The sequence below is a fragment of the Roseococcus sp. SYP-B2431 genome, from assembly GCF_004336745.1.
Classification (GTDB): Bacteria; Pseudomonadota; Alphaproteobacteria; order Acetobacterales; family Acetobacteraceae; genus Roseococcus.
Map to the genome: position 1 here is coordinate 287,174 of NZ_SJXD01000027.1, position 13,807 is coordinate 300,980.

Here is a 13,807-nt window from a genome sequence, read left to right on the forward strand (position 1 = left end):
GATCATTGGAGACCCAGCGCGCGGATCAGCTCGCGCTCGGCCTCGCTGCGGACAGGCTGCGGCGCGGGAGAGGTTGCGCTGGCGATGGGACGTGCGGCCTGGACTGCGCTTTCCAGCCGATCGGCAAGAACCTCGGACCGTTCGACCAGATAGCGGAGATCCTCGCGGATCGCCTCGGCGCCGGCGACGCGCTCGGCCACCTGCCGGCCCGCAAGCTCCGCCGTGGCGCGCAGGCGCATCAACGCGGCTTCGGCGTGGCGCGAGGCCTCGCCCAGGCCGGCGGCGCCCTGCTCCAATGCGGCGCGGTCCGCGCGGAGCGCCCGCAGCATGCGGTCGAGCCGCCAGGCCATGGGCAGCGTCGCGCCGAGAAGGCCGACGACCGCGATCTGCACGGCCCATTCGAGCATGCTCATGCTGCGGCCTCGTTCACCGCCCGCAGGGTGTCGGAGATGCGCACGGCCTGCCGGTTCTCCAGGCGCCCGAATTCGCCCTGGAAGAGCTGCACGGGGCCGCATTGCAGCCGGACGGGCGAGCCCGGCGCCGCGTTCAGCATGATCCGATCGCCGGGCTGCAGCGCGATGACGCTGGAGAGCGGCATCACCTGCTGGTCCAGCACCACGTCCAGCGAGACCTCGGTGTGGCGCAGCTGCTCGGCGAGATGGGTTTCCCAGATGCTGTCGCGGCCGAACTTCTCGCCCATGAACTGCTGCAGCAGCAGCTCGCGAACAGGCTCCAGCGTGGCATAGGGCAACAGCAGCTCGAGCCGGCCGCCGCGGTCCTCCATATCGACGCGGAGGCGGGTCAGAACGCAGGCATTGGAGAGGCGTGAGATGGCCGCGAAGCGCGGGTTCACCTCCAGCCGCTCGAAGAGGAACTCGACATCCGTGATGGGAGCGAAGGCGTCGCCCAGATCCTTCAGCACCACGCTGATCAGGCGCTCGACCAGCGTGCGCTCGATGGTCGTGTAGGGACGCCCCTCGATCCGCATCGCCGCCGTGCCGCGCCGGCCGCCGAGCAGCACGTCGACCACCGAGTAGATCATCGAGGAATCCACCACGATCAACCCGAAATTGTCCCATTCCTCCACCTTGAAGACGGCGAGCATCGCGGGCAGCGGCACGCTGTTCAGGTAGTCGCCGAAGCGCTGGCTGGCGATGCTGTCGATCGAGACCTCGACATTGTCGGAGGTGAAATTGCGCAGCGAGGTCGAGAGGATGCGAACCAGCCGGTCGAAGATGATCTCCAGCATCGGCAGGCGTTCGTAGGAGACGAGGCCCGAATGGATCATCCGCTCGATGCCGGTCTTGGAGGCATTGCCCCCCTCCCCGTCATCCTCGAAGCCCAGGAGGCTGTCGATCTCCGCCTGGTTCAGCACGCGGGCGGCGTCGGCCGAGACCTCCGGCTCGGGCGCCGCCGACCCCTGGTCCAGCGCGGCGCCCCAGGCGGCAGCCAGATCGTCGTCGTCCTCGCCGGTCATGGCGCGCCGCTCATTGAACCAGGATCTCGGTGAAGAGCACGTCGGTGACGCGCGCGGGCGAGGCCGCGATATTGGCGCGTGCGATCAGCTCCTCGCGCAGGCGGTGCGTGCCGGCGCTGCCGCGCAGCTCCTCCGGGCGGATCTCGCGCAGATAGGTCGTGAAGAGATCCACGAGCCGCGGCATGGCAGCCTGGAGCGTCGCCGCGTCCTGCGCGCCGGCGACCTCCATCTGGCTCTTCAGGCGGATGAAGGCCCGGCGGCCCGGAGCGTTGAGATTCGCCGTGATGTCGGGCATGGCCACGAAGACCGGCACGCGCGGCGCCGCGGGCTCGGCGTGCTCCCCCGCGGGATGCTCCGTCGCGTGGCGGCCGAGCATCCCCGGCAGGATTCCGCTGAACCAGAGGCCCGCGCCGACCCCGGCCAGGACCAGCGGCAGCGCGAGCAAGATCACCTTCTTCTTTCTCGCGCTACGCGGAGGCGGACCTTCCTTGCCCTCCTCGCTCTTCGTCGCCGCCATGGCGCCCACACCCTTCTGGTTTCCGGTGGGGCATCCTGGCGCGAAGGGGTTAACGAAGCGTTTCGCGCCGGAACCTCGCCTCGAACCTGCCGGCATCCGGCAATCCTTGCCGGTCCACGCCGGGCAATCCCTGCCGGACATCGCCGCCTGGGGCCGCCTGGGCTGGCACGCGCCTTGCGATCGCCGTTCCGAGCCTTCGACGGAGCGCCGCCATGGACAGCCCGAGCTACATCATCCTGTCTCGCCTCTCGGCGCAGATGCGCGCGAGCGACCTCGCCGCGAGCAACCTCGCCAATGCCGAGACGCCGGGCTATCGCGCCAGCCGGCCGGTCTTCGCCGAGGTGGTCACGCGGCAGGGGCGCGTCGCCGGGCCGCGGAACGCCAGCGAGGTCGGCTATGCCTGGGACCGCGCGAGTTGGCGCGACGTCGCCGCGGGGCCGATCACCACGACCGGAAATCCCTTCGACGTGGCGATCTCCGGCGAGGGCTACTTCGTTCTGGAGACGCCGCGCGGCGAGCGCTACACGCGCGCGGGACGCTTCGCCCTCGGCCAGGACGGCCGCCTCGTGGACCATGCCGGCCATGCCGTGCTGAACGCCAATTCCCAGCCTGTCGCCATCGCGCCCAACGACACGCGCATCGAGATCCAAGGCGACGGCACGATCCGCAGCGAGAACGGCGTCATCGGCCGCCTGCGCCTCGTGCGCTTCGAGAACCAGCAGGCGCTGCGAGCCGAGGGCGACCGCAACTTCGACGCCGCCGGCGAGCAGGCCGAGGAGATCGCGCGCCCGTCCGTCGTGCAGGGCGCGGTCGAGGGCAGCAACGTCCAGTCCGTGCTGGAGATGACGCGCATGATGGCCGAGCTGCGCGAGTTCCAGATGGCGAGCCAGTTCCTCGATCGCGAGGGCGAACGCCAGCAAAGCGCCATCGACCGCCTGCTGCGGCGGAGGAACTGAATATGCGGTCCCTGCACATCGCCGCCGACCCTTCCGTTCTGTGGCGGCTCCGCCGTCGGGAGTCTTGAACCATGCGATCCCTGCACATCGCCGCCACGGGCATGCTCGCGCAGCAGACCAACGTGGAGGTCATCTCGAACAACCTCGCGAATATGAGCACGACGGGCTACAAGCGCCGCCGCGCCGAGTTCCAGGACCTGATCTATCAGAACCTGCGCCGCGTCGGCTCGCAGAGCAGCGACACCGGCACCGTGCTCCCCTCCGGCGCGCAGATCGGCCTCGGCGTGCGGACGGCGGCCATCTACCGCGTCTCCGAGCAGGGTAGCCTGCAGCAGACCGAGAACCGCTTCGATCTCGCCATCCGCGGCAACGGCTACTTCCAGATCCAGCTGCCATCCGGTGAGATCGCCTATACGCGCGACGGCACCTTCGCGCTGAGCCCGGAGGGCGTGATCGTCACGGCCGAGGGCTATGTGGTGCAGCCGGGCATCACTATCCCGGCCGCGGCGCGCGACGTCACCATCAATGCGAGCGGCGAGGTGCTGGCCGCGCTCGACGGGCAGCTCGCGCCGCAGAATGTGGGGCAGATCCAGACCGCGATCTTCGCCAACGAGGGCGGGCTGGAGGCGGTGGGCGACAACCTGTTCCTGGCCACGCCGGGCTCCGGCCAGCCGCAGGCCGCGGCCCCGGGCCAGCCGGGGCATGGCGCCGTCTCGCAAGGCTTCATCGAGACCAGCAACGTGAACACGGTGCAGGAGATCACCTCGCTCATCACCGCACAGCGCGCCTACGAGATGAACAGCCGCGTCATCACCGCCTCGGATTCGATGCTCGAGACGCTGACGAGGCTGCGCTGATGTTGCGGCGCTCGCTCTTCATGCTGCCGGCGCTCGCCGCGCCGGCCCTGGCGGCAGAGCCCGCCCTGCTCCGCCCGCATGCCCTGCTGGAAGGCGACACGCTGCGCCTCTCCGACCTCTTCGATCCCGCGCCCGACACGGTGATCGCGGCCGCGCCGCAGCCCGGCCGCCGCATGGTGCTGGAGACCCAAAACCTCGTGAACATCGCCCGCCGCTACGGCGTGGCGTGGCGGCCGCTGACCGCCTCGGACCGGATCGTGGTCGAGCGCCCGGGGCGGCAGCTGCCGCGCGCCGACATCGAGGCCGTTCTCCGCGAGGCGCTGGCGCCTCAGGGCATCGATGCGGAGATGGAGATCGAGCTGCCAGGGCTGATCCCACCGTTGATCCCGGCCGGATCCTGGTTCCAGCTTGCGGTCGAGGGCGCGTCGGTGGAGGTTGCTGGCGGACGCTTCCAGGCGACGCTGGTGGTGCTGGCCGAAGGCACGGGCACCCAGCGGCTGCGCGTTGCGGGGCGGGCGGTCGCGACGGTGCCCGTGGTCGTCGCGACGCGACGCATGGCGCTGGGCGAGATCGTCGGCCGCAACGACGCGCGGCTCGTGCGGATGCGCGGCGAGCGCGTGCGGCCCGGCCACGCGCAGCAGCTGGAACAGGTGGTCGGGCAGGAGCTGCGGCGGCCCATGGCCGCGGAGCAGGGCTTCGCGGTGGTGGACCTCGGGCCGCCCTCCATCGTGCAGAAGAACGCGCTGGTGACGTTGCTGCTGGAATCGCCGGGCATCGCGCTCACCGCGCAGGGCCGCGCGCTGGAAGCGGCGGCGCGGGGCGGCACGGTGCCGGTGATGAACCTCGCCAGCCGCAGTATCGTGGAGGGCGTGGCGGTGGCGCCGGGGCGCGTGCGGGTGGCCATGGGCACCATTCCGATGGCCGCCCGATGAGCGCCCGCCTGGCCCTCCTCGCCCTGCTGGCCATGGCCGGATGCGGCCAGGCGGAGCGGCTCTCCCGCATCGGCCGCGCGCCGGACATGTCGCCGGTGACGAACCCGACGGAGGATCCGCGCTGGCGGCCCGTCACCATGCCCATGCCGCAGCCGCGCGAGGCGCCGCCCATGGCGAACTCGCTCTGGCGGCCGGGCAGCAGCACCTTCCTCCGCGATCAGCGGGCCGCGCAGGTGGGCGACCTCATCACCATCCTGGTGGATATCCAGGACGCGGCGCAGTTGCAGAACCGCACCCAGCGCAGCCGCAACGGGACCGAGACCATGGGCGTGCCGAACCTGCTGGGGCTCGAGACCCAGACGCGCCGGCTGCTGCCGCGCGGCGCCGATCCGGCGAACCTCGTCAACACCAACAGCACGGGCACGACCGACGGCAACGGAGCGGTCCGCCGCAACGAGCAGATCACCCTGCGCCTTGCGGCGACGGTCACGCAGTCGCTGCCCAATGGCAACATGGTGGTGGCCGGGCGGCAGGAGGTGCGCGTGAACAACGAGCTGCGCGAGCTCTCGCTGCAGGGGATCGTGCGGACGCAGGATATCGGGAGCGACAACACCGTCCGGCACGACCGGCTCGCGGAGGCCCGGATCGCCTATGGCGGGAGAGGGTCGCTGTCGGACATCCAGCAGCCGAGGCTGGGGCAGCAGCTCCTCGACATCCTGTCGCCGTTCTAGCCGCCGGATGGTGGTGGGCCGTCATCCGTCCCGACCTTGCGTCGTCGGTTCCGTGAAGTCCCGCGACGCGCTACCCTGGGCCGAATGTCGGGGAGACGGGGCCAAAATGGACGAGTTCGACTACGTCATCGTGGGCTGCGGCGCAGCGGGCTCGCTTCTCGCGGCCCGGCTCAGCGAGGATCCGGCGGTCTCCGTCTGCGTGCTCGAGGCGGGGCCGAAGGACCGCAACCCCTTCATCCATATCCCGGCCGGCTTCATCAAGACACTGAAGGACCCCGGCGTCACCTGGCAGTTCAGCACGGAACCCACCGAGCGCACCGGCGGGCGGCGAATCGCCACCGTCCAGGGACGCACGCTGGGCGGCAGCTCCTCCGTCAATGGGATGATCTACAACCGCGGCCAGCCGGCGGATCTCGACCAATGGGCACAGATGGGCAACCGCGGCTGGGGCTATGCCGACAGCCTGCCCTATTACCGGCGCACCGAGCGGCGCATCGGCTTCGGCGACGACAGCCGGCGCGGGCGGAGCCAGGGTATCCCGGTCACGGACATGGACTGGATCCATCCGCTTTCCGAGGCCTTCATCGCGGGCTGCGTCGGTATGGGCATCCCGCGCAACCCGGACTACAACAGCGGCGACCAGGCGGGCGTGGGCTATTTCCAGCGCGCGATCCTGAACGGGAAGCGGGTCAGCTCGTACCGGGCCTTCCTGCATGGGGCGCTGAACCGGCCGAACCTTTCGCTGCGCACCAATGCGCGGGCCAATGCGATCGTGCTGGAGGGCAGGAAGGCCGTCGGCGTGCGCTATATCTCCGAACGCGGCGGCGCGGCCGTCGAGGTGCGGGCGCGGCGCGAGGTCATCCTGTCCGGCGGCACCGCCAACACGGCGCGGCTGATGCAGGTCTCGGGCATCGGCCCGGCCTGGCTGCTCCAGAAGCTCGGCGTCGAGGTGAAGCACGAGCTGGCCGGCGTCGGCGAGAACTTCCGCGACCATTACGCCAGCCGCTTCGTGATGCGCGCCAGGCCCGGCGTCGAGACGCTGAACGAGCTCTCGCGCGGGCTGAAGCTCGGCAATCAGATCCTGCGCTGGGGCATGAAGCGCGACAGCATCCTCGCCACCGCGCCCTCGCATGTCCACGTCTTCTGGAAGAGCTTCGAGGGGCTCGACGAGCCGGACCTGCAATGCGTCTTCACCCCCGGTTCCTACAAGGAGGGCATGGTCTATGTGCTGGACGACTATCCCGGCATGACCGCCGGCGCCTGGCAGCACCGGCCGGAGAGCAAGGGCTGGGTGCGCGCGCGCAGCATGGACGTCTTCGAAGATCCGGAGATCCAGCCCAACTACCTTGCCGACGAGATGGACCGGCGGGTGCATATCGGCGGCATGCGGCTGCTGCGGCGGATGCTCTCCACGCCCGAGCTGGCGCCCTTCGTGGACGCCGAGACCCTGCCCGGCCCGGAGGTGCAGACCGACGACGAGCTGCTGGACTTCGCTTTCCGGAACGGCAGCACGACCTACCACCTCATCGGCACGGCGCGGATGGGGCCGGAGACCGACCCCATGGCCGTGGTGGACGACCGGCTGCGCGTGCGCGGGCTGGACGGGCTGCGCGTGGTGGACGCCTCGATCATGCCGTCGATGACCAGCGCCAACACCTATGCGACGACGCTGATGATCGCGGAGAAGGCCAGCGACTTCATCCGCGGGCGGGAGCTGGAGACGGCGGCGGCCTGAGATCGGGAGAGCGATTCGCGGCTTCGGCGAAGCCGCCTCAGCCGATCGCGCTCTGGCCCCGCGACAACTCCTTCTCCACGATGCCGACGAAGCAGCTCGCGCCGATCGGCAGGAGATCGTCGTTGAAGTCGTAGCGGCCATTATGGACCGGCACGGCATGGCTGCCATCGGCGCCGGCCTGGCCCAGCAGGAGGAAGGCGCCGCCTGGCGAGGCCTGGAGCATGTAGGAAAAATCCTCCCCGGCGGTGAGCGAGGGCAGGTCGTCCTTGATGCCCTCCTCGCCGACCACGGCCGTAGCCGCCTCGCGCGCCAGCGCGGACTGCTCCGGCGTGTTGATCGTGGGCGGGTAGGAGCGGCGGTAGTCGAGCTGCAGCTCCAGCCCATGCGCGGCGCCGGTGCCCTGGACCATGGTGTGGAAGAGCTCGTCCATCTGCTTCCGGTTCTCGGGTGTCAGCGTGCGGATGGTGCCGCGCATCTCGACCACCTCGGGCAGCACGATGTCGGAGGTGCCGGCGTGGAACTGGCCGATGCTGAGCACCGCCGTGCTGTGCGGATTCATCCGCCGGCTCACCAGCGATTGCAGCGCGCTGTAGAGCTGCGTCGCGCCCGGAAGCGGATCGAGGCCGAGATGGGGGGCGGCCGCGTGGCTGCTGCGGCCCTTCAGCTTGATCGAGAAATAATCCACGGCCGCGAGCACCGTGCCCGGGCGGATCGCGACGATGCCGAGCGGCAGGGTCGGCTGGTTGTGGAGGCCGTAGACCGCGTCGCAGGGAAAACGCTGGAACAGCCCGTCCTCGATCATGGCGAGCGCCCCGGTCAGACCCTCCTCCGCGGGCTGGAAGATGAAGTGGACGGTCCCCGCGAAGTCGCGCGTCGCGGCCAGGTGCTTCGCGGTGCCGAGCAGCATGGCCGTGTGCCCGTCATGGCCGCAGGCATGCATGGCATGGGGATTGGTGCTGCGATGGGCGAAGTCGTTCAGCTCCGGCATGGGCAGCGCGTCCATGTCGGCCCGCAGGCCGATGCTGCGATTGCCCGGGTGCCTGCCGCGCAGCACGCCGACGACCCCTGTCTTCCCGAGCCCGCGATGCACCTCGATCCCCCAGGATTCGAGCTTCTCGGCCACCAGGCCGGAGGTGCGGACCTCCTCGTAGCCGATCTCCGGATGGGCGTGGATGTCGCGGCGCCACTCCCGCATCTCGGGCTTCAGCGCTGCGAGGGCTTCGAGGATCGGCATGGGAGTGCTCCGTGGCTGATGGCTATTCCGCGCCGCCCTCGGGAGCGGTCGGGCGTCGATACTGGCGCCAGCCGAAGCGGCGGTTGTCGCCGGGCCGGAGACGCATCTCCTCGCGCAGGGCGGTGAAGGGGAGCGTCGCGGGATCGGCCACCACGGGGCCGGGCGCCGCGGCGACGACCACCGTCTCCGCGATCGGCTGGAAATGCGCGCGGAAATGCACGCTGGACTTCACCGCGACGATCTTCTGCTCGGAGGGCTCGACGCCGATGTGCCGGAACATCGACTGGTCATGCGCCTGCATCTTCCGGCTGACGATGACCACGCGAACGCCGCCGATGCGCAGCAGAGCGGAGGGGCCGAGATCGGCGGGGTTCCCCTTCCCCATCGGGCCGGTCAGCGTGAACTTCCCGTCGCCCAGCCGCTCGACCACGCCGGTGACCTGCAGGGGCGCGCCGTCGCTCTTGCCGCCCAGGGCAAGGCTGACCGTGGCTCCCTCCCCCGCCGCGTGGCAGGCCAGGGCCGCCTCGGCGTCGTTCATCGGGGCGATGACGGCGCCCTGCGCGTCCTGGCGGATCAGCTCGGCCAGCAGGCCGGTGGTGTCGCCATGGCCGCCGCCGCCGGGATTGTCCTGCGTGTCGGCGATCACCACCGGCTTGCCGGCCCGGGAGGCCACGCGGATGGCCTCGGCCACGGCGTCGGGCGCCTCCTGCACGCCGCCGATGAAGGCGCTCTCCCGGCCCGCGATGTGCTTCGCCAGCGCGTCGGCGGCCGCCGTGGCGCCCTCCTTCGTCTCGGCATAGGCGGCGATCGCCTGGCCGCAGCCCGGGAAGTCCGCATAGGGAAAGCCGAAGCAATAGGCGAGCTCGACGATGTCCTGCTCCAGCTCCAGGCGCCTGGCCATGACGCCGGCCATGGGCTCGACCATGGTGCATTGGCTGGTGATGGGGATGAGGAAGTCGAGCTCACGGAAGGCCATGGCCCAGGGCCTGCCGCGCGCGATGCGTTGCAGCAATAGGCTCATGGAGCGCCGGCCGACCGCGAGCATGTCGATATGCGGATAGGTGCGGTATGGCACGATGACGTCGGCGAGTTCGGCCATCTGTCGCGTCATATTGGCGTGCGGGTCGAGCGTGATGGCGAGCGGGACGTCGTGGCCGGCGACGGCGCGCACGCGGCGCATGACCTCGCCCTCGGCATCCGGATGGTCCTCGCTGACCATGGCGCCGTGGAGGTCGAGGAAGATGCCGTCGAGCGGCCCCTCCATCAGCGCCTGGGAGAGCGCGTCGACGATCATAGCGCTGATGCGTTCGAAGGCCTCGCGCGTCACGGGGCCGGCGGGCTGGGCGAAGGTCCAGCCGAGCGGGACGATCTCCGCTCCCCGGCCGGTCGCCTCGGTGATGGCGGCGGCGGCGCAGGCCGAAGTTCCGCGCAGCCCGTCGAGCATCGTCGCCGGGCGCTGCAGCGGCGGCAGGCCGCCCGGCTGGAGGAAGTTCAACCAGTTCGTGGCGACGGGGGCGAAGGAATGGCTCTCGTGCAGGAAGCCGCCGACGGCGATGCGCATCTCTTACTGGTCCTTGGAATTCGCGGTGGCGATGACGGCGTCGGCGAGCACCCGCAAGCCCTTCTCCGCCCATTCGCGGGAGATGGATTCGCTGGGATGATGGCTGACGCCGCCATGGCAGGGGATAAAGAGCATCACCGCCGGCATGCGCGCGGCGGCGTGATAGGCGTCGTGCCCGGCGCCGGAAAGGATGTCACGGTGGCGGGCGCCGTGTCGCTCGGCGGCCTCCCGCAGACGGGCGGCCAGGGTCTCGTCGAAGGCGACGCGCGGGAAGGACCAGTAGGGCTCGCGCACGACGCTCACCTTCCGGCGCGCGGCGATCGCGGCCATGGCGGCGTCGGCCTCGTCGAGAAGCCGGCGGAGCGTCTCGTTGGAGGGATGGCGATATTCGAAGGCGAAGCGGGCGCCGCCGGGCACCACGCCATCCGCGCCGGGATCGGCCATGAAGCGGCAGACCGTCATGCGCCCCTCGGGCGCGAGGCGATACAGGATCGCCTCGCCGGCCGCGATCATCTCGCAGGCCGCGAGCACGCCGTCGCGGCGCATCTCCATAGGGGTGGTGCCGGCATGGCTGGTCTCGCCGGTGACGGTGACGAGGGCGCGCTCGGTGGCGAAGCCGCCGGTGACGATGCCGAGGTCATGGCCTTCCGCCTCCAGAACGGGCCCCTGCTCGATATGCGCCTCGAAATAGGCGGCGGCGTTCTGCAGGGCCGCGGGATCGGCGGCGCCGGCCCAGCCCGTGGCCTGCAGCGCGTCGCCATAGCGCTCGCCATCGTCGATCGCGGGCGCGTTCAGCACCGTTTCCTCGGAGAGAATGCCCATGGCGCCGGCCGCGCCGATCATGGAAGGGCTGAAGCGGCAGCCCTCCTCGCTGGTCCAGTTCACCAGAACGATCGGCGCCTCGGTGACGGTGCCGCTTTCGTGCAGCGCATGCAGGATCTCGAGGCCCGCGAGCACGCCATAGGGCCCGTCGAACTTCCCGCCCGAGGGTTGCGTGTCGAGATGGCTGCCGACCAGCACCGGCTTGCGCGCGGGATCCCGGCCCTCGCGCCGCAGCGCCATGTTGCCGAGCCGGTCGACCGTGACCGACAGGCCGATCTCCTCGCCCCAGCGTTGCAGCAGCGCGCGCGCCTCGCCGTCCAGCTTCGAGAGCGCGGGGCGGTTGTTGCCGCCCCCGGGGATCGGGCCGATCCGTGCCATCTCCATGAGGCGGTCCCAGAGCCGGTCGGGCGAGAGCGGCAGGTTCAAGGCTTCACGAGCCCCGCCGTGGCCAGCGCCGCATCGGCCAGCACCTGCAGGCCGGCCGTGGCCCATTCGGGGGTGATGCTCTCGGCCTCGTTGTGGCTGAGCCCGCCATGGCAGGGGCAGAAGACCATCACGGTAGGCACCTTGCGCGCCATGTAGACGGCGTCATGGCCGATGCCGGTCGGGATGTCGCGCCATTTCAGCCCGCGCGCCGTGGCGCCGTCCCGGGCGCGCTGGATCAGCACGGGGTCGAAGGGCGTGTTGGGCGAGTGCCAGAAATTCGTCACGGTGATCGTCACGCCGCGCACCAGCGCAAGCTCCGCGGCGCGCGCCTTCAGCCTGGCTTCCATCGCCGCCAGGCATTCGGGATCGCCGTGGCGCATGTCGATGGTGAAGAAGACGCGGCTGGGCGCAATATTGCGGCTGGCTGGATAGATGTCCACGACGCCGACCGTGCCGCGGCCCGGCTCGCCGGTGGGCGAGACGGTGCCGAGCGCGATCTCCTCGACGGCGGCCATGAGCGGCGCCGCGGCCATGAGCGCGTCGCGACGCCCGGCCATGGGCGAGCCGCCATGCGCCTCCTCGCCCTCCACCACCACCTCGAACCAGGTCTGGCCGAGCGCGTGGGTCACCACGCCGACGTCGAAGCCGCCATCCTCCAGCAGCTTGCCCTGCTCAATATGCAGCTCCAGGTAATGTCCGACCTTCTGCAGATCGTCCGGGTCGGCCGCGCCCTGCCAGCCGATGCGCCGCAGCTCCTCGCCGAAGACGGCGCCGTCGAAGGCGGTTTTCGCCAGCACCTCCGCCTCGGTGAAGACGCCCATCGCCGCGCCGCTGCCCATCATGGGGGGCGAGAAGCGCGAGCCCTCCTCATTGGTCCAGTTGATGAGGAGGAGCGCCGCCTCGGTCTCCGCGCCGGCCTCGTGCAGGGCGCGCATGATCTCCAGGCCCGCGAGCACGCCGAGCACCCCGTCGTACTTGCCGCCCGTGGGCTGGGTGTCGAGATGGCTGCCAAGGGCGACGGGCGGCAGCGACGGGTTCTTCCCCTCGCGGCGGAAGATCATGTTGCCGAGGCGATCGACGCTCAGCGTCAGGCCGACGGCCTCGCCCCACTTCCGGAACAGCGCGCGCCCCTCCGCGTCGACGTCGGTCAGCGTCTGGCGGTTGCAGCCGCCCTTGGGCGTGCCGCCGATCTTCGCCATCTCCATCAGGCTGTCCCAGAGCCGGGCGCCGGACAGAGGAAGATTGGTCTGGCTCATGCGCTCTCCACCCCGCACCACTCCGCCATGGTCAGTGCGATGCTGCGCGTGATGCCATGCAGGCTCTCGATGCCGACGCTCTCGTCGATGCCATGGATCTCCTGCGCATCCGGCCCGAAGACCATGCAGGGGATCTCGCCGTGGAGCACGAAATGGCGCGCGTCGGTGAGGCCCAGGATGGGCATGCCGCGCAGCTCCCGGCCCGTGGCCTCGGCATAGCTGCGGCGGCAGAGCCGGCCGATATCGGTCTCCACCGAGAGCTCGCAGGCCTCGGCCATGAAGCCCTTGAATTCCAGCTTCACCTGCGTGCCGCGCAGGCGCTCGTCCGTCGCGGCCCGGGCCACCAGCCGCTCGATATCCTCGCGCACCCGGCGGGCGGGATAGCCGAGCATGACGCCGACGCGCATGCCGATGCGGCAGCGCGTCGCGACCGAGCTGTTCCACTCGCCGCCCTGGATCGTGCCGAAATTGACGTTGACCGGGTGGTTCACGCCATGGAAGGCAGCGTGGATGTTCTCGGCCCGGTTCCGCTCGGCCTCGTAGTCCTTGAAGGCGGCGGCGATCACGTTCGCCGCCTCGATCGCATTGATGCCCGACTGCATGTCCCGCACATGCGCGGGGCGCCCGCTGACCGTGACCCAGGCCCAGACCACGCCCACCTCGGCGGAGTAGTAGGCGTCCACGCCCGGCCCGGGCTCGGGGATGATGGCGGCGTCGGCCCTCGGCATCGCCAGCATGGTCGCCAGCGCGCCGTTGCCGGTGCACTCCTCCTCGATCACCGCCTGGAGCTGGACCTCGGCCGCGGGCTGGAGGCCGGCTCGCCGGAGCGCCTCGAAGGCCATGCAATAGGAGACCACGCCGGCCTTCATGTCGCCGGCGCCGCGTCCATAGACCCGGCCGTCGCGGATGGACGGGACATAGGGCGGGGTCTCCCACATGTCGGCCGCGCCCTCGGGCACCACGTCGACATGGCCTTGCAGGACCAGGCTGCGGCCCTTCGCCGCCTTCGGCCGATGGATCGCGGCGACATTGTCCCGTCCCTCGTAGGAGATCAGCGGCGGCGAGAAGCCGGGATGGTCCTTCAGCTGCTCCGGCACCGTCGGCACGCGGAAGGGCGAAAGGCCGAGGCGACGGTACAGCCGCTCCATCTCGTTCAGCGCCGGGGCCTCGTTGCCCAGCGTCGAGGGACAGCGCACCAGCCGGAACAGCCAGTCCAGCGTCTCGTCGCGCAGGGAATCGGCGGCATCCAGGATGGCGCGCCGGGCGCCGGCATCGAGGGAGTTCATGCAGGGCAGCATGGCCG

General features: G+C 70.5%; 13 protein-coding genes. 5 read left to right on the top strand and 8 right to left on the bottom strand.

Going from position 1 to position 13,807, the window contains the following annotated elements:
* Positions 1-2: 2 nt before the first annotated feature.
* Genes EJV46_RS17855 through EJV46_RS17865 form a run of 3 tightly spaced genes read right to left on the bottom strand, consistent with a single transcriptional unit; the run spans position 3 to position 1,928 of the window.
* Entirely contained in the window at positions 3-413 is a 411-nt protein-coding gene (locus EJV46_RS17855; protein ID WP_131550047.1) for a DUF6468 domain-containing protein, read from the bottom strand.
* Complete coding sequence (gene fliM, locus EJV46_RS17860) at positions 410-1,477, bottom strand: flagellar motor switch protein FliM (protein WP_131550048.1); 1,068 nt, start codon at positions 1,475-1,477, stop codon at positions 410-412. The genes EJV46_RS17855 and fliM overlap by 4 nt, the downstream gene beginning before the upstream one ends.
* Positions 1,478-1,487: 10 nt before the next feature.
* Positions 1,488-1,928, bottom strand: coding sequence for a flagellar basal body-associated FliL family protein (locus EJV46_RS17865; protein WP_240782624.1), 441 nt, complete (start codon positions 1,926-1,928; stop codon positions 1,488-1,490).
* A 278-nt stretch (positions 1,929-2,206) separates the two neighbouring features.
* On the opposite strand from EJV46_RS17865, the gene flgF reads away from it, so the two are divergent.
* The 5 genes from flgF (at position 2,207) to EJV46_RS17890 (ending at position 7,205) form a co-directional block, all read left to right on the top strand.
* On the top strand, positions 2,207-2,950 hold the full coding sequence (gene flgF, locus EJV46_RS17870) for a flagellar basal-body rod protein FlgF (protein WP_131550050.1): 744 nt from the start codon (positions 2,207-2,209) through the stop codon (positions 2,948-2,950).
* 71 nt (positions 2,951-3,021) lie between these two features.
* Positions 3,022-3,807 carry a flagellar basal-body rod protein FlgG gene (gene flgG / locus EJV46_RS17875; RefSeq protein WP_131550051.1) on the top strand — a complete coding sequence of 262 codons (786 nt, stop codon included), beginning with the start codon at positions 3,022-3,024 and terminating at the stop codon, positions 3,805-3,807.
* Positions 3,807-4,739: a flagellar basal body P-ring formation chaperone FlgA gene (gene flgA / locus EJV46_RS17880; protein ID WP_131550052.1), complete on the top strand. Its 933-nt coding sequence runs from the start codon at positions 3,807-3,809 to the stop codon at positions 4,737-4,739. The genes flgG and flgA overlap by 1 nt, the downstream gene beginning before the upstream one ends.
* Complete coding sequence (gene flgH, locus EJV46_RS17885; RefSeq protein WP_131550053.1) at positions 4,736-5,470, top strand: flagellar basal body L-ring protein FlgH; 735 nt, start codon at positions 4,736-4,738, stop codon at positions 5,468-5,470. The genes flgA and flgH overlap by 4 nt, the downstream gene beginning before the upstream one ends.
* Positions 5,471-5,576: 106 nt before the next feature.
* Positions 5,577-7,205 carry a GMC family oxidoreductase gene (locus EJV46_RS17890; protein WP_131550054.1) on the top strand — a complete coding sequence of 543 codons (1,629 nt, stop codon included), beginning with the start codon at positions 5,577-5,579 and terminating at the stop codon, positions 7,203-7,205.
* Between the two features lie 37 nt (positions 7,206-7,242).
* Here EJV46_RS17890 and EJV46_RS17895 read toward each other — a convergent pair whose 3' ends face one another.
* From EJV46_RS17895 to EJV46_RS17915, 5 genes are read right to left on the bottom strand one after another with little or no spacing between them, the layout of a single operon-like run.
* On the bottom strand, positions 7,243-8,439 hold the full coding sequence (locus tag EJV46_RS17895; protein WP_131550055.1) for a M20 aminoacylase family protein: 1,197 nt from the start codon (positions 8,437-8,439) through the stop codon (positions 7,243-7,245).
* 22 nt (positions 8,440-8,461) lie between these two features.
* Positions 8,462-10,000 (bottom strand): M81 family metallopeptidase, encoded by a 1,539-nt coding sequence (locus EJV46_RS17900; RefSeq protein ID WP_131550056.1) that lies wholly within the window; start codon positions 9,998-10,000, stop codon positions 8,462-8,464.
* Positions 10,001-10,003: 3 nt separating this feature from the next.
* Entirely contained in the window at positions 10,004-11,248 is a 1,245-nt protein-coding gene (locus tag EJV46_RS17905) for a M20 family metallo-hydrolase (RefSeq protein WP_240782625.1), read from the bottom strand.
* The gene (locus EJV46_RS17910; protein ID WP_131550058.1) at positions 11,245-12,504 is read right to left on the bottom strand and encodes a Zn-dependent hydrolase; all 1,260 of its coding nucleotides are present in this window, start codon (positions 12,502-12,504) and stop codon (positions 11,245-11,247) included. The genes EJV46_RS17905 and EJV46_RS17910 overlap by 4 nt, the downstream gene beginning before the upstream one ends.
* Positions 12,501-13,790 (bottom strand): ArgE/DapE family deacylase, encoded by a 1,290-nt coding sequence (locus tag EJV46_RS17915; RefSeq protein WP_131550059.1) that lies wholly within the window; start codon positions 13,788-13,790, stop codon positions 12,501-12,503. The genes EJV46_RS17910 and EJV46_RS17915 overlap by 4 nt, the downstream gene beginning before the upstream one ends.
* Between the last annotated feature and the right edge of the window lie 17 nt (positions 13,791-13,807).

Excerpts from the sequence above, each read along its gene's own strand:
- EJV46_RS17855 (WP_131550047.1), bottom strand. The coding sequence starts at position 413 with ATGAGCATGCTCGAATGGGCCGTGCAGATCGCGGTCGTCGGCCTTCTC.
- fliM (WP_131550048.1), bottom strand. The coding sequence starts at position 1,477 with ATGACCGGCGAGGACGACGACGATCTGGCTGCCGCCTGGGGCGCCGCG.
- flgF (WP_131550050.1), top strand. The coding sequence starts at position 2,207 with ATGGACAGCCCGAGCTACATCATCCTGTCTCGCCTCTCGGCGCAGATG.
- flgG (WP_131550051.1), top strand. The coding sequence starts at position 3,022 with ATGCGATCCCTGCACATCGCCGCCACGGGCATGCTCGCGCAGCAGACC.
- flgA (WP_131550052.1), top strand. The coding sequence starts at position 3,807 with ATGTTGCGGCGCTCGCTCTTCATGCTGCCGGCGCTCGCCGCGCCGGCC.
- flgH (WP_131550053.1), top strand. The coding sequence starts at position 4,736 with ATGAGCGCCCGCCTGGCCCTCCTCGCCCTGCTGGCCATGGCCGGATGC.
- EJV46_RS17890 (WP_131550054.1), top strand. The coding sequence starts at position 5,577 with ATGGACGAGTTCGACTACGTCATCGTGGGCTGCGGCGCAGCGGGCTCG.
- EJV46_RS17895 (WP_131550055.1), bottom strand. The coding sequence starts at position 8,439 with ATGCCGATCCTCGAAGCCCTCGCAGCGCTGAAGCCCGAGATGCGGGAG.
- EJV46_RS17900 (WP_131550056.1), bottom strand. The coding sequence starts at position 10,000 with ATGCGCATCGCCGTCGGCGGCTTCCTGCACGAGAGCCATTCCTTCGCC.
- EJV46_RS17910 (WP_131550058.1), bottom strand. The coding sequence starts at position 12,504 with ATGAGCCAGACCAATCTTCCTCTGTCCGGCGCCCGGCTCTGGGACAGC.
- EJV46_RS17915 (WP_131550059.1), bottom strand. The coding sequence starts at position 13,790 with ATGAACTCCCTCGATGCCGGCGCCCGGCGCGCCATCCTGGATGCCGCC.